Origin of the sequence: Bradyrhizobium glycinis, assembly GCF_016031655.1 — a bacterium.
Lineage (GTDB): Bacteria > Pseudomonadota > Alphaproteobacteria > Rhizobiales > Xanthobacteraceae > Bradyrhizobium > Bradyrhizobium glycinis.
Genome location: NZ_JACCHQ010000004.1, coordinates 193,631 through 209,985 on the forward strand (window position 1 = coordinate 193,631; position 16,355 = coordinate 209,985).

16 protein-coding genes are annotated in these 16,355 nt (G+C 66.2%); 5 read left to right on the forward strand and 11 right to left on the reverse strand.

Annotated elements, in window-relative coordinates; genetic code table 11:
• Positions 1 to 29: 29 nt before the first annotated feature.
• From HZZ16_RS09580 to HZZ16_RS09600, 5 genes are all read right to left on the reverse strand, one after another.
• Complete coding sequence (locus HZZ16_RS09580) at positions 30 to 1,664, reverse strand: ABC transporter permease (protein ID WP_197948216.1); 1,635 nt, start codon at positions 1,662 to 1,664, stop codon at positions 30 to 32.
• Between the two features lie 67 nt (positions 1,665 to 1,731).
• Positions 1,732 to 2,757 carry a Fe(3+) ABC transporter substrate-binding protein gene (locus HZZ16_RS09585; RefSeq protein WP_197948217.1) on the reverse strand — a complete coding sequence of 342 codons (1,026 nt, stop codon included), beginning with the start codon at positions 2,755 to 2,757 and terminating at the stop codon, positions 1,732 to 1,734.
• 125 nt (positions 2,758 to 2,882) lie between these two features.
• On the reverse strand, positions 2,883 to 3,782 hold the full coding sequence (locus HZZ16_RS09590) for an SUMF1/EgtB/PvdO family nonheme iron enzyme (RefSeq protein WP_197948218.1): 900 nt from the start codon (positions 3,780 to 3,782) through the stop codon (positions 2,883 to 2,885).
• Positions 3,783 to 3,836: 54 nt separating this feature from the next.
• On the reverse strand, positions 3,837 to 4,931 hold the full coding sequence (nirK, locus tag HZZ16_RS09595; RefSeq protein WP_197948219.1) for a copper-containing nitrite reductase: 1,095 nt from the start codon (positions 4,929 to 4,931) through the stop codon (positions 3,837 to 3,839).
• A gap of 302 nt (positions 4,932 to 5,233) precedes the next feature.
• Entirely contained in the window at positions 5,234 to 5,434 is a 201-nt protein-coding gene (locus HZZ16_RS09600) for a hypothetical protein (RefSeq protein WP_197948220.1), read from the reverse strand.
• A 165-nt stretch (positions 5,435 to 5,599) separates the two neighbouring features.
• Here HZZ16_RS09600 and hemN point away from each other — a divergent pair, with 165 nt between their 5' ends.
• Together hemN and HZZ16_RS09610 are read left to right on the forward strand one after the other, a co-directional pair.
• Complete coding sequence (gene hemN / locus HZZ16_RS09605; protein ID WP_197948221.1) at positions 5,600 to 6,952, forward strand: oxygen-independent coproporphyrinogen III oxidase; 1,353 nt, start codon at positions 5,600 to 5,602, stop codon at positions 6,950 to 6,952.
• A 53-nt stretch (positions 6,953 to 7,005) separates the two neighbouring features.
• A complete protein-coding gene (locus HZZ16_RS09610) occupies positions 7,006 to 7,203 on the forward strand; it encodes a DUF1858 domain-containing protein (protein WP_197948222.1) in 198 nt (65 codons plus the stop codon).
• 105 nt (positions 7,204 to 7,308) lie between these two features.
• On the opposite strand, the gene HZZ16_RS09615 is transcribed toward HZZ16_RS09610, so the two are convergent.
• Entirely contained in the window at positions 7,309 to 8,019 is a 711-nt protein-coding gene (locus HZZ16_RS09615; protein ID WP_197948223.1) for a Crp/Fnr family transcriptional regulator, read from the reverse strand.
• Between the two features lie 128 nt (positions 8,020 to 8,147).
• On the opposite strand from HZZ16_RS09615, the gene HZZ16_RS09620 reads away from it, so the two are divergent.
• Positions 8,148 to 9,359 (forward strand): NnrS family protein, encoded by a 1,212-nt coding sequence (locus HZZ16_RS09620; protein WP_197948224.1) that lies wholly within the window; start codon positions 8,148 to 8,150, stop codon positions 9,357 to 9,359.
• Positions 9,360 to 9,361: 2 nt separating this feature from the next.
• Here the strand turns inward: HZZ16_RS09620 and HZZ16_RS09625 are convergent, their stop codons facing one another.
• Positions 9,362 to 10,387 carry an AraC family transcriptional regulator gene (locus tag HZZ16_RS09625; RefSeq protein ID WP_197948225.1) on the reverse strand — a complete coding sequence of 342 codons (1,026 nt, stop codon included), beginning with the start codon at positions 10,385 to 10,387 and terminating at the stop codon, positions 9,362 to 9,364.
• A 200-nt stretch (positions 10,388 to 10,587) separates the two neighbouring features.
• On the opposite strand from HZZ16_RS09625, the gene HZZ16_RS09630 reads away from it, so the two are divergent.
• Positions 10,588 to 11,208 carry a response regulator transcription factor gene (locus HZZ16_RS09630; RefSeq protein WP_197948226.1) on the forward strand — a complete coding sequence of 207 codons (621 nt, stop codon included), beginning with the start codon at positions 10,588 to 10,590 and terminating at the stop codon, positions 11,206 to 11,208.
• Between the two features lie 167 nt (positions 11,209 to 11,375).
• Positions 11,376 to 13,055, forward strand: coding sequence for a mucoidy inhibitor MuiA family protein (locus HZZ16_RS09635; RefSeq protein ID WP_197948227.1), 1,680 nt, complete (start codon positions 11,376 to 11,378; stop codon positions 13,053 to 13,055).
• A 141-nt stretch (positions 13,056 to 13,196) separates the two neighbouring features.
• Here the strand turns inward: HZZ16_RS09635 and HZZ16_RS09640 are convergent, their stop codons facing one another.
• The 4 genes from HZZ16_RS09640 to HZZ16_RS37130 are packed head-to-tail and all read right to left on the reverse strand — an operon-like array spanning position 13,197 to position 16,238.
• A complete protein-coding gene (locus tag HZZ16_RS09640; protein ID WP_197948228.1) occupies positions 13,197 to 13,997 on the reverse strand; it encodes a heme ABC transporter ATP-binding protein in 801 nt (266 codons plus the stop codon).
• Positions 13,994 to 15,079: a FecCD family ABC transporter permease gene (locus HZZ16_RS09645; RefSeq protein ID WP_197948229.1), complete on the reverse strand. Its 1,086-nt coding sequence runs from the start codon at positions 15,077 to 15,079 to the stop codon at positions 13,994 to 13,996. The genes HZZ16_RS09640 and HZZ16_RS09645 overlap by 4 nt, the downstream gene beginning before the upstream one ends.
• On the reverse strand, positions 15,076 to 16,026 hold the full coding sequence (locus HZZ16_RS09650) for a heme/hemin ABC transporter substrate-binding protein (protein WP_197948230.1): 951 nt from the start codon (positions 16,024 to 16,026) through the stop codon (positions 15,076 to 15,078). Before HZZ16_RS09650 ends, HZZ16_RS09645 begins: the two co-directional genes overlap by 4 nt.
• 5 nt (positions 16,027 to 16,031) lie before the next feature.
• Complete coding sequence (locus HZZ16_RS37130; protein WP_246510059.1) at positions 16,032 to 16,238, reverse strand: hemin uptake protein HemP; 207 nt, start codon at positions 16,236 to 16,238, stop codon at positions 16,032 to 16,034.
• Positions 16,239 to 16,355 lie beyond the last annotated feature (117 nt).

Genomic DNA, 16,355 nt, shown 5'->3' on the forward strand with positions numbered 1-16,355 from the left:
CGCCATGAATGTGCGGACGATGTGCCCCTTCAAGCGGGGCCGCTCGGCACCTCGGAGAACCGGGTCAGCCAGGCAACCGGGCCGATGCTCGCCGCGATGATCAGGAGGGCCGCGAGTGCGCCGTCCTCGAAATTGCCGCGGCTTGCGTACTGGTAGATCGACGTGGACAATGTTTCGACGTTGAGGGGCCGCAAGAGCAGCGTTGCCGGGAGCTCCTTCAGACAATCGACGAACATGATGATGACGGCGCCAAGCATCGCCGGCCGGAGCAACGGCAGATAGATCTGCCTCAACATGACCGCCTGGCCTGCGCCGACCGCGCGCGCGCTCTCGTCATAGTCGCTCGGAATGCTGTCGAACCCGGCCTTGATCATGCCGACCGGCACGGCCAGAAAACGAATCGTGTAGGCGATCACGACGGCCATCCCGGAGCCGACCAGGACCAGCCCGGGAAGGGAACGTCCGGTCCAGGTCGCGACCGCGCTCAGCGCATTGTCGACCGCCAGGACCGGGGTGAGCAGGCCGAGAGCGATGACGAGGCCCGGCAGCGCGTATCCGGCCTGCGCGATGCTCAGCGCGACATATCGCAGAGGATCCGGCCGCAAGCGGTGCGCGATCGTCGTGGCGAGCGCAAGCATCAGCGCCATGAGCGTCGCGAGCCCCGCAAAGGCAAACGAATGGAAGGTGTGGCGCCACAGGAGCGGGTCGAAATTCGCAAGCAGGCCGCGACCGAGAGCCTGATGCGCCAGATAGAGCAGCGGTACCACGAAACCGATCAGCACCGGCAGCACGCAGACCGCGAACGCGATCGACGCTCTTGCGCCCGACAGCGGGGTTCGCTGCCTCACATGCGGGCTTTCGGCCGAGAATTCGATGTTGGCGTTGCGGCGGCCGTAGCGCTCCATCGCGATCAGGCCGGCGACGATCGCAAGCATCAGGCATGCGAGCTGCGCTGCACCGGCAAGGCTGCCGCGGTTGAGCCAGGTGGTGAAGATCGAGACGGTCAGCGTGCGGATGCCGAGATATTCGCTGGCTCCGATGTCGTTGAGCGTTTCCAGCGCGACCAGCGCCACGCCGACCGCCAGCGCCGGCCGCGCCATCGGCAGTGAAACGCGCCACAAGATGGTCCATCGGCCGGCGCCCAGCGTCGTGGCCGCTTCCGCGAATTCGGCTGACTGAATCTGGAACGTCGCGCGCGCCGAGAGATAGACGTAAGGGTAGAGCACGAGCCCGATCACGAAGATGGCGCCCGGCAGCGAGCGGAGGTTGGGCAGAAGGCCGAGGGCATCACCCAGCGGCAGCCAGATCGCCAGTGTGCGATGCACCAGGCCCAGCGGTTCGAACAGATCGGCATAGACGTACGCCGCAAGATAGGTCGGAATTGCCAGCGGCAGCGGCATCAGCCACAGCAGCAAGCCTCGGCCGGCAAAATCGTGCCGCGACATCACCCACGCAGTGCCGGCGCCGATCAAAAGTGTGACCGCGCCGACCCCGACGAGCAGAAGGGCCGTGTCGAGAAGGGCGGCCGGCAACACGTAGTTGATCAGGTCGTGCCACACATCGGACGCCGGCTGCAAAGCCAGCGAAACGATCGAGATCACGGGCGCCGCGACCAGGATCGCGGTTGCGATCGCGATGGCGGTTGCGGCGCGCCCGGCGTGCACACGGCCCCTCGCGCGAGGCCGTGTGCTCGTTGCTTCCAGCGGTTTGACAGACGTGGGCCGCCAGAGATCAGTTGTCAAAGCCGACCTTGTCCACCAGCGAGGCCGCAGCCTTGCGGTTGGCGGCGATCTTTGCGATCGGCAACGGATCCGGGCCGAGCTTGCCGTAGCCCGCGATGGTCGCGTTGACGGCGACACCGCTCCGAACCGGATATTCGTAATTCTGGTCGGCATACATCTGCTGCGCCTGCTCGCTGACGAGCCACTCGATCAGCTTGATGCCGTTTGCCTTGTTGGGCGCGTTCTTGGCGAGCAGCACGCCGGAGAGGTTGACGTGGGTGCCGCCGCCCTCGAAGGTCGGCAGGATGACGCGGGTCGCCTCCGCCCAGGGCTTCTTCTCGGGATCGTTGTTCATCATCAGCGCCCAATAATAGGTGTTGCCGATGCCGATGTCGCATTTGCCAGCGGCGACGTCACGCGCGGCTTCGCGATCGCCGCCCGACGGCTTCTGGGCGAGATTGGCCTTCACGCCGCGCAGCCATTCCTCGGCCTTGGCCTCGCCGTACTTGGCCGCGTAGGCCGCGAACAGCGCGTTGTTATAGATGTGCTGGCCCGAGCGAATGCAGATCTTGCCCTTCCACTTGGGATCGGCGAGCTCCTCATAGGTGATCTTGTCCTGCTTGACACGATCCTTCGAGGCATAGATCACGCGCGCGCGCATGGAGATGCCGGCCCAGTGTCCGTCCGGATCGCGATACTGCGCCGGCACGACCTTGTCGACCGCCTCCGACTTGATCGGCTGGGTGACGCCGGCCTGCACGGCCTCGTCGATGCGGCCGATGTCCACCGTCAGCAGCACGTCGGCGGGACTGTTGGCCCCTTCCGCCTTCATGCGCTGCTCCAGACCGGAGCTTGCGGAGACGACGTTGACCTTGATGCCCGTGTCCTTGGTGAACGCATCGAACAGCGGCTGGATCAGCTTGGTCTCGCGGTAGGTATAGACGTTGACCTCGCCATTGGCGGCTGCCTTCGACACGAAAGACGTGGTCAGGCTGAACACCGCCGCAGAAGCGGCGAGGACGCGAAGATAGATCATAAGGGCTGCTCCCAGGCGCACGATTGAATGCCGCTTGAGTAGCGCAGGCGTTGGGACAACGTTAGCGACGCGATGTCGCGACGGCATAAGCTTAGAGCAATTCCAATATCTATCTTAGACTCATTCTAATGAGACGCAGGCCAAGCGAGACGAGAGGCGCCCCTCGTCTTGCTCAGGCGCTGCGAGACGCTGGCCAGCCACGACGTCTCCTCGCGTAAAAGGCGGAAGCCGAGATTGGCCGGCGGCACGCCCTGGGCGCAGCCGCCGGCACGGGCGTCGCGGATAAAGTCGGTGACATAGGCGCGGTGCGCACCCTCGGCGACGCGCACGCCGCAATTCACGGTCGCGCGGCCGGGATTGCCGGCGTCATCGACACGCGAGCGCACGAAGCACGTCGCGGTCCACTCCCAGACGTTGCCGGCGAGGTCTTCGACGCCATGCTCGTTCGGGCCGAACTTGCCGAAGCGATGGGTCGTGGTGTCGGAGAGGTCGCGTCCGGATTCACGCTCATAGCGACTGATCCAGCGCTTCGAGGGGTCGCTTGCATCGACCGGTACCCCGTCATCCCGGAATCTGGAGCTGGCGGCAAAGGCCCATTCCTCGTCGCTCGGCAGGCGGTATTGATGGCCGGTCTTGCGCGACAGCCAGCCTGCATAGGCCTCGGCGTCGTGCCAGCTCACCTGCACTGCGGGACGATCGGGAGCGATTGCGACGTGGCGATCGAGTGCGCGGCAGGCGCCATCCTGTACGCAATGCTGATAGTCGGATGAGGCGACCTGATTTCGCATGATGCGCAGCGGTCGGTTCATCCGCACGGTGTGCAGCGGCGCTTCCGCCTGCTGTCCGCCGCGGGTGAAATCGCCTGCCTCGCGATAGGAGAAGCTGCCCGCGGCGACCTCGACCAAGGCCGGCTCGCCTCCCGCTTGGCGCGTCGTCACCTCCGAGACCAGAGGCGCAATGGCCAGCGGCCCCGCAAGCCCGGCCGCGCAGGCAAGTGCCAATTTGAGCTTGAATGCGATCAGCACAATCATTCCTCCGCAGAAGGAAAAGGGGCCGGTGTGACCGGCCCCTCGTCGCGTCTAGTTGGTGGCAGGAGGTATTTCGGCAGGCGCCTTCACTTGCATCATCAGATCGTCGTTCCACTTGCCTTCGACCTTGAAGTGCGCGGTGGCGCCGAGGTCGGCGGCCTCGATCAGGTTATGCGTGACATAGGCGTAGATGCCGGGCTGCTGGAACTTGTACAGCGCAGCTCCTGCCGAACCGCCGCGGATGAACCAGGTCTCGAGCCCGACCTCGGGCGCGTTGCCGAACTTGCCGGTCTCCCAGACATAGTCGCCGTGGCCGCCGATCAGATGCGGACGGCTGTCGCGATTGGCCTGCGAGTGCACGATCAGCACGTTCTCGCCGACCTTCGCGGTGAGCGCGTTCTTGCCGGTGAGCGCGCCGACCTTGCCGTTGAACAAGACGTGGGTCGGGATCAGCTTCTTCATCACCTCTTCGGTCTCGGTGAAGGCTTCGCCCGGCGATTCGTAGGACTTGAAATTGCCCTTCTCGTCACGCGGCACGTACATGTCCTGCTCGCCGATATAATAGACCTTGTCGTATTTGAGCGCGTGGCCCTTGCCGTCGTTCAGCCCCTCGCGCGGCAGCACCATCACGGCGCCGTTCATGCCGGAGACGACGTGCCAGGGGATCATCGGGCCGCCCGGTGCGCAGTGATAGACGAACACGCCGGTCTTGGTCGCCTTCCAGCGCAGCACGACCTGCTCGCCGGGATTGATGAGCGTGAGCTCGCCGCCACCGAGCGCGCCGGTCGCGGAATGGAAGTCGATGTTGTGCGGCATGGTGTTGGTCGCGGGATTGACCAGCGTCAGCTCGACGTAGTCACCCTCGTGCACGACCATGAGCGGGCCCGGCATCGAGCCGTTGAACGTCATCGCCTGAAAGGTGGTGCCCTTGTCGTCGATGACGACCTTCTTCTCCTCGACCGTCATCCTGAACTCGACGATCTTGGGGCCCTGCGTCGTGGCCTGCTCGTGCGCGTGCACGAAGGGCGGAGCGACCAGCTCCACCTTCTGACGCGGCAGCTTGAGATCGCTGGCGGCGAAAGCCGGGGTCGCCAACATCAGGGCGGTCGCGGCGGCGCTGATCAATGCGGCTCTGCGGGTGAACATCGGAAGCATCCTTCATCTGAAATTGGTTTTGATGACGGAGTGCAGTGTGGGCCTGTTACGGCAAGCGTGTTTGCGCTGCGACAAGCTTCCGCCGGATTCACCTCGGCAACAGGACCTGGATTTCTCGAAGGAGCGGGATCGGCGATGCCAACTCACCGCGTTCGCAGGCGCGATGCCGATCGAGGCCGAGCGTCAACTCGGCGGCAACTCGTTTGCATGTTCAAGTTGGAGGACGATCTCGATCGCCCCGCTCATGCGCGTGGATGAGATCGCAAGGCAGGCCTTGGCGAAGGCGCTGCCGGTCAGAGCAGGTTCACGGCGAGCCAGACCAATCCCCAGATCGCCAGCGCCAGCGCGGCGAAGACGGCGGTCGCGGCAGCCAGGGCGCGCACCACGCCGGCGGGGGCCGGCGTGGCCGGGGCCGGCCGGAAGTCGTCGAAACGCGGGATATGGCCGCGGACGTCGAGCAGGGAGAGAATGAGTTCGAGTGCGAAAAGCCTCATGGCAAACGCTCCGAATAGCCGCGATTTTTCTCACCATGGCCGGGAACCGGTGCCCGCGTTTTGCGCGAGCGCAAAGTCGCGTCCGCCGATCCGGGTTATTTGAGTTCATTCCGTGATTTGCCGCGAGGTCTCGCGCGCGGCGGACATTTACGAATGGGTTAACTCATGAGAGCTGATCTTGCGGCGATCTACGGCGAAGAACGCCTGCCACGCTACACCAGCTATCCGACCGCACCGCATTTCTCGCCCGCGATCGGTCCCGACGCCTATGCCCGCTGGCTGGCGGAGCTGCCGGTGGCCGCCAGCGCCTCGCTTTATCTGCACGTGCCGTTCTGCCGCGAGATGTGCTGGTACTGCGGCTGCCATACCCAGATCGTCCGCCGCGAGGAGCTCATCGCCGGCTACCAGCGGACGCTGCGCAGCGAGATCGCGCTGACCGCCGAATCCATCGGCCACCGCATCAAGGTCGAGCACATCCATTTCGGCGGCGGTACGCCGACCATCATGGCGCCGGATGCCTTTGCCGAATTGATGGCGACGATGCGTCAGGAATTCTTCGTGCTGCCTTCGGCCGAAATCGCGGTCGAGATCGATCCCCGCACATTGACCGCGGACATGGTCGAGGCGATGCGGCTCTCCGGCGTCAACCGTGCAAGCCTCGGCGTGCAGAGCTTTGATCCGGTGGTGCAGCGGGCGATCAACCGCGTGCAGAGCTTTGCGCAGACGGCGTCCGTGGTCGAGATGCTCCGCGGCGCCGGGATCGAGGGAATCAACTTCGACCTGATCTACGGGCTGCCGCACCAGATAATGGCTTCGTGCCTGGAGACGGTCCGGCGCAGCCTCGCGCTCGCGCCCAGCCGCTTCTCGGTGTTCGGCTATGCTCACGTGCCACAGTTCAAAAAGCACCAGCGCATGATCAATGAGGCGGTTTTGCCCGACGGCCTTGCGCGCCACGACCAGGCCTGCGCCATTGCCAATGCGCTGAAGGAAGCCGGTTACGTGCAGATCGGGCTCGACCATTTCGCGCGGCCTGACGATGCCATGGCCGTGGCGTTCGAGCAGGGCACGCTGCGGCGCAATTTTCAGGGCTACACCACCGATCGGAGCGAAGTCCTGCTCGGCTTCGGCGCCAGCGCGATCGGGCACCTCCCGCAGGGCTATGTCCAGAACGAGGTGCAGATCGGCGCCTATGCGCAGAGCATCGCCGCCGGCCGCCTCGCCACCGCGAAGGGCTATGGCCTTACCAATGACGACCGGCTGCGCGCCGACATCATCGAACGCATCATGTGCGAGTTCGGTGCCGATCTCGGCGACATCTGTGCGCGCCACGGCGCGGAGGCGGGCGCCATGCTGAAATCGGCTTGGCGTCTGAAGCCGCTGATCTCCGACGGCGTCGTGAGGTTGGACGGCGACCGGCTCGCCGTCGCCGGGGATTCGCGCTTCCTGGTCCGCAGCGTCGCCGCCGCGTTCGACGCGCATCTGGATCCGGGCAAGCAGCTGCACAGTCGGGCTGTGTAGCTTTCACCTCTCCCCGCCTGTGGGGAGAGGTCGGAATTTGCGTAAGCAAATCCATGCCCTTCCGATCCGACGATCTGGTCGATGACATCATGCATTCGGCTCCGCACACGATCCGCGTGTTTCTCGTCTTCAGGATGGCTTGTGTCGGCTGTCCGATCGCGACCTTCCATACGGTCGATGACGCCTGCCGCGAGCATGGCATCGACCGCGACAAGTTCCTCGCGGCGTTGAGCGAATGCGTCCCGGCGTGAAGCGATCAGGAATCGCGCAGGTGTGCGTGGATTCCCGGATGATGAGCGCGCTTTCGCCGTAAGCGGAAGCGCGCCTCATCCCTAGCTTGAACAGAGAGGTGTCTCTCACGCCGCGCCGCTGTCGGCGCTCCGCTCCGCCAGCACCACGATCTTGTGCGGCTCGCGCAGGATGATGCGCTGGCGGCCGCTCTCGACGAGGCCCTGGCTCTCCCAGCCGCTCAGGATGCGGCTGACGGTGTGCAGCGTGGTGCCCGTCATCTGGGCGATGTCCTGGCGGCTGATCGGGAAGTCGATCTCGATGCCGTGGTCGAGCTTCTTGCCGGACTGCTTGGCGAGGCGCAGCAGCGCGTGCGCGATGCGTTGCTCGACCTGCTGGGTCGACATTTCCAGGATACGGGTATGACTTTCCTGCAGCCGCGTGCCGACGGTCTGGAGCGTGTTGGCGGCAAGCGCCGGAAACCGCTCGACCAGCCGCGGCCAGGCCGAGGTCGGCCAGATCAGCACGACGCTGTCGTCGACCGCCGTCGCAGTCGCCGGATACCGTGCGGCTCCGATCGCCATCGCGAGCCCGAACGTCTCGCCGGGCGCGACATAGCGCATCACGATCTCCTCGCCGGACGGCGTGGTCTTGGCCGCGCGGACATGGCCGTGCAGCAGCAGGAAGAAGGACTGCGCGTCCGCCCCCTGCTCGAAGATCGCACTGTTCTTGGGATAGCGCGCCGAGCGGGCCTCACGCAGGATCTCGTCGAGAGCTTCCGGCGTCATCCCCGCAAACAGCGGCAAATGCGCAACCAGCGATGTGTCGACCTTGGCCATTCTGCCTCCCTGGCAACAGGGAGTGTGATGGCACCTGCAATCGTCCACTAGTTTGCGATAGCGCAAAACGAGGCGGCCGGGCGGCAGTATTTTTCCAAGTAACGATCTGAATTGATTGGAGTTGACCCATGGCTGGCGCCCGATCCCGCAACTTTGCGGGCTGGCCGCTGTTTGCGAACAGCTTTCGCCGCTTTTTCCTGCTCGCCGCAGTCCAGGCGGCGCTGTCGATCCTGGCCTGGCTGCCGATGTTCTATGGCGAATTGTCGGTGAGCTCCGCATTCGCGCCGCGCGACTGGCACATCCACGAGATGCTCTATGGCTTCCTGCCGGCTGTCATCACCGGTTTCCTGTTCACCGCCATTCCGAACTGGACGGGGCGCCTGCCGATCCAGGGCGCGCCGCTCGCGGCCTTTTTGACGGTCTGGCTTGCCGGGCGCGTCGCGGTGACGCTGTCGGCGAATACCGGTTGGGCGTTTGCCCTGGTCGTTGATGCCGCGTTCCTGGCCTTGGTCGTTGCCGCCGCGACGCGCGAGATCATCGCAGGCGGCACCTGGCGCAACCTGCCGGTGGTGGGGCTGGTGCTGGTTCTGCTCGCCAGCAACCTCGCCTTCCATATCGAGACGCATTACGAAGGCACGGCCGACGTCAGCTTCCGCGTCGGCATTGCCGTCGTCATCCTGCTGATCGGCTTGATCGGCGGCCGCATCATTCCGAGCTTCACCCGCAACTGGCTGGTCAAGTTCAATCCCGGCCGCCTGCCGGTGCCGTTCGGACGATTCGACGGCGCGGTAATCGGCTTGAGCGCGCTCGCGCTGATCGCATGGATCGCGGCACCGCTGAACATGTTCACCGGAATCGCGATGGCGGCGGCTGGCGTGCTGCACCTGGTTCGGCTTGCACGCTGGGCCGGCGATCGCACCAGGCGGGAGCGGCTGCTGCTGATCCTGCATGTCGGTTATGTCTTCCTGCCGCTCGGCTTCATCCTGAACGCTGTGGCGGCCTTCGGCGCGCTGCCGCCGAGCGCCGGCATCCACGCCTGGATGGCAGGTGCGGCGGGAACGATGACGCTCGCAGTGATGACCCGCGCCAGCCTCGGCCATACCGGACAGGCCCTGACGGCTTCGCCGGCGATTCAGGGAATCTATGCTGCAATCATCATTGCGGCTCTGGCCCGGGTCGCTGCCGTCGTATTGCCCGCGTATGGCGATGTGCTGCTGCACATCGCCGCCTGCGGCTGGATTCTCGCCTTCCTGGGATTTGCCGTCGCATTCGGTCCGCTGCTCGTCGGCAGCGGGCGGCGGGCGCTCGCCACGATGGGCGTGGCCGCTCCGGCACGCTGAAGTCAGGCGGCACTCGCCGAGGGTGCCGAGAGAGGCCGCACGCCCTTGCGCCAATCAGTGATGGTGCAGCCGAAGCGGCCGCGAAACCAGCGCGCCATAGCGCTCTGCGCGGAGAAGCCGAGCTGCACCGCGATGCCGGCCAGCGGCCGGGCGGGATCCTCGATCAGCTGGACAACGAGATCGGCGCGTTGCGCGTCCAGGATGGCCGAGAAGCTGGTGCCCGATGCAGCAAGGCGGCGGTGGATGGTGCGGCGGGTGCAGGCCAGATGCTCGGCGACGCGCTCGACCGTGCAATCGCCGCTGGCGAGCAGGGTCCGCACCACCTCGTCGACCTTCGCCTCCCAGCTTGCCGGCCTGCTCTCGATCGCCTCGATCCGCTTGCGCAGGTAATTCGCGATCAAGGGATGCGCGCTTGGGATCCGGCGCTCCATGTCGTGCGCCGACAACAGGATCGCATCGTCGTCCGCATTGAAGGTCACCCGGCAGCCGAAGAAGTCGCGGTAGCGCTTGCGATCGAGCGGCGGCGGATAGTGCAGATGCACCTCCAGCGGCCGCCAATCGCTGCCGAACAGCGACTGGATGATGCGGTGGACGCTGCCGAGCGCCATGTCGATCGACTGCCGCGGCGCGCGCGGCCGCCGGCCGCGCAAATGCAGCGTGATGGTCACCGTCCGCTCGTCAGGCGTGACGTCGAGCCGCATGCCGTCATGATGGATATGGATGAAACGCGAGAACGCCTCGATGGCTTCGCCGACGGTCGCCTGTTCGCGCACGATCAGGCCGACCGCTCCGAAATTGGTGAGGCCGCCGCGCTCGGCGAGACGCAGGCCGAAATCCTCGGCACCGGACGCCTTTGCCGACAATTCGAGCAGGCGGCGCAGACCGGCGACGGCGATGGGGATGTCCGGCTGGTCGAGGCAGGCCAGCGGCAGCCTGACTTTGCGCATCATCTGGCTGGGATCGAGCCCGACCGACCGGGCGACCTCGGGGTAATAGCTCAAGCCTGCGCTGCGAATGAGGTCGGTCATGCCAACCGTTCCTGCCAGCCATTCCCGCAGATGTCCCGAAATGTAAAGTTTCTGTCTCGATGCGTCAAATCCGGGAACCCGGTGGCGCATACATAAGAGAAACCGAAGCACTGGCGTGAATGCCGTGCGCATGACGGCGGGCGCGACGCGGCCCCCGGCCGTCTCGGGCCATTTGACCAAGACATTGCTGGATCGGGACTATGCCGGGGAACATGCTTTCCAAGGGCGAGGTATTCGTCATCGACACTGACGCCGCCTCCCGCGAACAACTTTCCGCCGCGCTCCGACAGAGCGCCTACGACGTGATCTGCTTTGCCGATGGCCCCTCTCTGCTCTCGGAAGCCAAGGCGAGGATGCCGGCCTGTGTGCTGCTGGAGATGCCGCCGGATCGCTCCGCTCTCGAGTTGCTCAGGCAGCTGCGCGAGGAGAATTGCATGGCGCCGGTGCTGGTGACGTCGGCGAACGGCAGCATCGCCATGGCGGTCGACGCCATCAAGAGCGGCGCGACCGACTTCATCGAAAAGCCGTTCCGCACCCACGACATCGTCGGCCGGATCGATGCCGCCATCGATGAATTCGCGCAACCCGGCACGATCCGGCAACGCTGGCTGCCGGGCTGCGAACCTCTGACCGCGCGCGAGGGCGACGTGCTCGAGCATCTTGCCGCCGGCCTCACCAACAAGGAAATCGCCCGGCGGATGCATCTGAGCGCGCGGACGGTCGAAGGTTACCGCGCCAGCGTCCTGAAGAAGGCCGGAGCCAAGAACGTGACTGATCTGCTCCGGCGCATCTTCGGCCAGGGCTCGCCGATCCAGGCCTGAAGCCACCCGGACCACCGAGCCTTCCACAGACATGGTGCCGCCGCGGCGGCGCCCTGCGGAAGTCTCAATCGAACCGGTTCCTCCCCTGCCGCGTCCAACCACGATGGCGAGGCATCTCATCGCGCGCGTCCGGCTGGCGGCGCGGCGATACCGGCAGGAGGGACTTCATGCGCATCACCGCAAGCTATTTGGCAACCACGGGCCTGGTCCTGGTGACCACGGCGCTGGCATCGCCGTCATGGGCGGCCAACGTGGACGCCACGTCGACGATCGACACGGTCACCGTCTATCCCGACGGTGCCACCGTCACCCGCGTCATTTCGCTGGATCTCGCCTCCGGCGATTCGACGCTCGTCGCCAAGGATTTTCCGCTCTCGCTCGATCCGTCTTCCCTCCGCGTCGAAGGCGAGGCAGGCGCCAAGCTCACCATCGGCACGATCGATGCACGCCCGCCGAAGGCCGCGCCGCCGGTCAACCTGCCCGAGCTCGACAAGCGCATCGAAGCGCTGAGGGATCAACGGGCCGATCTGCAAGGCGCGATCGATTCCGCCAATGCCCGCCGCAAGTTCGCGCAGCATTTTGCTGAAGCTTCGCCGGCCGGCCTCGGCGAGAAGGGCGAGGCGCGCCCGATCGCCGAATGGCGCGCCGCCTTTGCGGTGGTCGCCGAGGAGGTCGCGACCGCCGACAGCGCGATTCGCGATGCCACGCGAAAACAGCGCGAGCTCGACCGCCAGATCGCGGAATTGGAAGCCGAGCGCTCGGCCAAGCCGCCGAGCAAGGTGGAAGTGCGGATCGACGTCGCCTCGGCCGCTGCGACCAAGGCGACGCTGCGCGTGACCTATGCCGTGCGCAACGCGCGCTGGGTGCCGCTCTACGACGCCCGGCTCGATACCGGCGCCAAGGATCGCAAGCCGCAGCTCGAACTGGTTCGTCGCGCCGAGGTGACGCAGTCGAGCGGCGAGGACTGGTCGAATGTGACGCTCGGCGTCTCCACCGTGCGCATCAGCCGCGGCGGCAGTGCCCCGGAGCTGGGCTCGCTGCTTGCGCAATATCCGCAGGGGCCGAAGCCGCTCGCGCTCGGGACCGCCTCGGATCTGGCGCGGCCGGCCCCGATGACGCGCCAGGCGCAATCGCCGGCCATGGCCAAGATCGCAGAGGCGGCCGAGTCGCGCGAGCGCGCCGACGAGCAGCAGGCGATTGCCGAGATCGGCGACTTCCAGGCCACCTTCAAAATTCCTGGCCGCGTCAGCCTCGGCGCCGCCGACGGCGCCAAGAGCCTCCGTATCGCTTCGGTCAATGTGCCCGCCGACCTCGCGGTGCGCGCCGCGCCGGTGCTGGATCCGACCGCGTTCCTCGAAGCCAGCTTCAAGCAGACCGACGACACCACCCTGCTGCCGGGCAAGGTCGCGATCTACCGCGACGGCACCTTCGTCGGCCGCGGCAAGATTACGGCGTCCGCCAAGGACGACATCGTGCGGCTCGGCTTCGGCGCCGACGACAAGGTCAAGATCGAACGCGCGGTGCTCAAGCGCAACGAAGGCTCCGCAGGCCTGCTCGTGACGACGTCGAAGACCGACGAGCGCGCGTTCAAGACCACCATCCGTAACGGCCATGATTTCCCGATTCGCGTCGCGATCGAGGATCAGCTGCCGGTCAGCGAGAACGAGGACATCGTCGTCGAGATGCTGCCCTCGAGCACCCAGCCGACTGCAAACAACATCCGCGACAAGCGCGGCGTGCTGGAATGGTCGTTCGACGCCAAGCCCGGCGAGATCAGAGACATCAACTTCGCCTGGCGCATCCGCTGGCCGAAGGACAAGAGCATGGTGATCGTCCCGGCGGGGTAAGTGCGAGCCGCGAAGGAAGTGCGCTCCCTCTCCCGCGTGCGGGAGAGGGTTGGGGTGAGGGCTCTCTCCTCTTGGAGAGTCTTCGTTGTTGAGACACCCTCTCCCCAACCCTCCCCCGCGAGCGGGGGAGGGAGCGCACCTTCACCGTGGCGGCATCGCCGCCCGCATCGACTGCGGCAGCACATACGGCACGCCGTCTGCCTGGTGCACCACCGCGTCGATCTCGAAGACATCCCGGATCCTCTCGCGTGTGACGACCTCGGCGCGCGGGCCGTCCGCGGCGAGCCTGCCGCCGGCCAGCACGACCAGCCGGTCGGCAAAGCGGATCGCGAGATTGAGATCGTGCAGGATCGCGATGACGGCGGTGCCATTGCCAGCGCGACGGCGCGCCGCTTCGACGAGGTCGATCTGGTGACGCAGATCGAGGCTCGAGGTCGGCTCGTCCAGCAGCAGAAGTCCGGGGCCGTGCTCGGCCTCGCCGCAGGCGAGCTGCACCAGCACGCGGGCGAAATGGGCGCGCTGCTGCTCGCCGCCCGACAACGTCGGCAATTGCCGTTCGCGGAAACGCGACAGGCCCACCTCGTCCAGCGCGGCGTCGACGAGCGGGCCGGCCTCGCGCAAGCTGCGCTCGCCCGCGCCCATCAGCACGATCTCCTCGACGGTGAAGGGGAAGGTGACGTTGATGTGCTGAGACAGCATCGCACGGCGCGCGGCAAGCTCGCGCGGCGTGAAGCTGCCGATGTCGCGCTGCTTGAGCCGGACCTCGCCGGTGTTTGGGCGAAGATCGCCGGAGAGCAGCCGCAGCAGCGTCGACTTGCCGGCGCCGTTCGGGCCGATGATGGCGACCATCTCGCCGGCCGCAACCGACAGGCCGACGCCATCGAGCAATGTCGCGCGGCCGGCGCGTTTGCCTAAGTGTCGTGCTTCGAGCACCGCGGTCATAGCGCGGCGAGCCCGCGCTGCCGCAGCAGGATGAAGAGAAAGACGGGTGCGCCGACGGCCGCCGTCAGGATGCCGATCGGCATCTCCGCCGGCGCGACGATGGTGCGCGCCAGCGTGTCGGCGCCGACCATCAGGATCGCGCCCAATAGCACCGACGCTGGCAGCAGCAGGCGATGCGCCGGGCCGATCACGAGACGGAGCAGATGCGGCACGACGATGCCGACGAAGCCGATGACGCCGCTGATTGACACCGCGACGCCGGTCATCGCCGAGACCATTACGATCGAGATCCGCTTCAGACGCTCGACGTCGACGCCGCCGTGAAAGGCGTCGGCCTCGCCGAGAACCAGCAGATCGAGACCGCGGGCGATGAAGGCGCAGGCCGCTAGTCCGGCAATGAGGACCGGCGCGAGCACGGCGGCCTTGGTCCAGGTCGCCCCGCTCATCGAGCCCAGCATCCAGAATGTGATGTCGCGCAGCTGGCGGTCGTCAGCGATGAATACCAGGAGGCCGATGCCCGCATTGGCGATCGCGGTGATGGCGACGCCGGCGAGCAGGAAGATCGCGATCGAGGTGCGGCCTGCGCGGCTGGAGATGCCGTAGAGGATTGCGGTGGTCGCCAGCGAGCCCGCGAAGGCCGCCAGCGGCAACAGCTCGGTCTGGAGAAAGCGCAGCGCCTCGCCGAAGCGGGAATCGGTGAAGACGATCGCGCTCGCGGCTGCGAGCGCGCCGCCGCTGGAGACGCCGACCAGGGCGGGATCGGCGAGCGGGTTGCGGAACAGCCCCTGCATGATCGCGCCGGCCGCGGCAAGCAGACCGCCGATCATCGCGGCCGCCGCGATCCGGGGGATGCGGATCGACCATAGCACGAGCTGGTCGCGCGACGTCATGGCCGTGCTTTCGCCGGCCAAGCCCAGCGCGGCTGGCAGCCGGGAGAGCGGGATGCCGGCGGCGCCGACCGTCAGGGCGCCGATCGCGGTGACCACCAGCACCACGAGCAGAAGCGGAATCGCGAACGATGCGGCCCGCCGTCCCGCGCTGCGTCGCGCGCTTCGTGCTTCGATCCCGATGGCCACGCTCATTGCCGGCAATTCGCCGTCGACAGCGCCGACGTGAACGCGCCGCCCTCGGCCAAGGCCGGATAGAGTTTGACCGAGAGATCGCGCGCCGCCGCCGCCGTCCGCGGCCCGAAGCCGAGCAGATAGAGCCCGTCCATGGTGATGAAGCTCTTGTTGGCCGCGACCGGCGTCAGGGCAAAGCCGGGATGCGCGTAGACTGCATCGGCTTGCAGCGAATCCTTGCCGCGCTCGATCGACAGCACGACATCAGGCTTTGCGGCCACGACCGCCTCGTCGCTGATGATCTTGTAGCCGTCGTAATCGTCCACCGCATTGGTCGCACCCGCAAGTTGGATGATCTCATCGGCCGCGGTCTTGTGGCCGGCCACCATCGCCCGTCCGTTCTGGAGCGACATCACGAACATCACGCGCACCGACTTCGTCACCTTGGCGCGCAGTGCGCGCAGCTGCGCAAGATCGGCGGCGACCGCGGCGCTGAGACATTCGGCACGCGCATCGACGCCCATGGCGTGGCCGACCAGCTTGATCTTCTCAATCAGGCCGTCCTCGGAGAAGGTTTCGGGCACCAGCACCAGCGGCACCTTCGCCGTCTCCAGTATGTCCAAGGTTTCGCGCGGGCCCGAACCCTGGATCGCCAGGATCAGCGTCGGGTTGAGACCGAGCACGCCCTCGGCCGAGATCTGGCGCATATAGCCGACATTGGGTTTGTCGTGCAGCGCCGCCGCCGGATAAAGGCTCGTGGTGTCGACGCCGACCAGCCGGCTCTCCAGCCCGAGCGCATAGAGGATCTCGGTGATGGCGCCGCCGATCGACACCGTGCGGGCAAAGTCGGCAACAGTGACCTCGCGATTGCGCGCGTCATGCACGATGATGCTCGCGGCGTGCGCAGCGGAGGCGAATGCGAGTCCGCCGGAGAGCAGGAGACGGGTGAGGGTGCGGCAAAATGTCATTGCAATCACTTCGTCAGGATCAGCTTGTTCTGCGAGGTCAGGCGGAGACGATAACTGTCCTCGCCATGCGCAATGATGATCTCGCGCTCGGCGGCAAACAGCTCGCGGCTGTCGATGCGGCTCCCGCGCATGGTGAGCGTTCGCGTTGTTGCAGAAGGGCCCTGTGCCGGCCCTGCCGCGCTGCCGCTGCTGTCTCCTGATGTTGCTGACATAGTTGGTGTGATGCGCTTTCGAAACTTGGAGTACCGCCCGTTTGTATAGGCGGCGCCAAGCGCATTCCAACGGCCGCAGTTTACAATCGATATAAACTGCAACCTGATGTCATTGAC

What these genes read in the sequence shown, in the direction of transcription:
- nirK (WP_197948219.1), bottom strand. Translation starts at nt 4,931, where the DNA reads ATGTTCACCCGCAGAGCCGCATTGATCAGCGCCGCCGCGACCGCCCTG.
- hemN (WP_197948221.1), top strand. Translation starts at nt 5,600, where the DNA reads ATGAGAGCTGATCTTGCGGCGATCTACGGCGAAGAACGCCTGCCACGC.
- HZZ16_RS09635 (WP_197948227.1), top strand. Translation starts at nt 11,376, where the DNA reads ATGCGCATCACCGCAAGCTATTTGGCAACCACGGGCCTGGTCCTGGTG.
- HZZ16_RS37130 (WP_246510059.1), bottom strand. Translation starts at nt 16,238, where the DNA reads ATGTCAGCAACATCAGGAGACAGCAGCGGCAGCGCGGCAGGGCCGGCA.
- HZZ16_RS09625 (WP_197948225.1), bottom strand. Translation starts at nt 10,387, where the DNA reads ATGACCGACCTCATTCGCAGCGCAGGCTTGAGCTATTACCCCGAGGTC.
- HZZ16_RS09620 (WP_197948224.1), top strand. Translation starts at nt 8,148, where the DNA reads ATGGCTGGCGCCCGATCCCGCAACTTTGCGGGCTGGCCGCTGTTTGCG.
- HZZ16_RS09600 (WP_197948220.1), bottom strand. Translation starts at nt 5,434, where the DNA reads ATGAGGCTTTTCGCACTCGAACTCATTCTCTCCCTGCTCGACGTCCGC.
- HZZ16_RS09645 (WP_197948229.1), bottom strand. Translation starts at nt 15,079, where the DNA reads ATGAGCGTGGCCATCGGGATCGAAGCACGAAGCGCGCGACGCAGCGCG.
- HZZ16_RS09585 (WP_197948217.1), bottom strand. Translation starts at nt 2,757, where the DNA reads ATGATCTATCTTCGCGTCCTCGCCGCTTCTGCGGCGGTGTTCAGCCTG.
- HZZ16_RS09630 (WP_197948226.1), top strand. Translation starts at nt 10,588, where the DNA reads ATGCCGGGGAACATGCTTTCCAAGGGCGAGGTATTCGTCATCGACACT.
- HZZ16_RS09650 (WP_197948230.1), bottom strand. Translation starts at nt 16,026, where the DNA reads ATGACATTTTGCCGCACCCTCACCCGTCTCCTGCTCTCCGGCGGACTC.
- HZZ16_RS09610 (WP_197948222.1), top strand. Translation starts at nt 7,006, where the DNA reads ATGCCCTTCCGATCCGACGATCTGGTCGATGACATCATGCATTCGGCT.
- HZZ16_RS09615 (WP_197948223.1), bottom strand. Translation starts at nt 8,019, where the DNA reads ATGGCCAAGGTCGACACATCGCTGGTTGCGCATTTGCCGCTGTTTGCG.
- HZZ16_RS09640 (WP_197948228.1), bottom strand. Translation starts at nt 13,997, where the DNA reads ATGACCGCGGTGCTCGAAGCACGACACTTAGGCAAACGCGCCGGCCGC.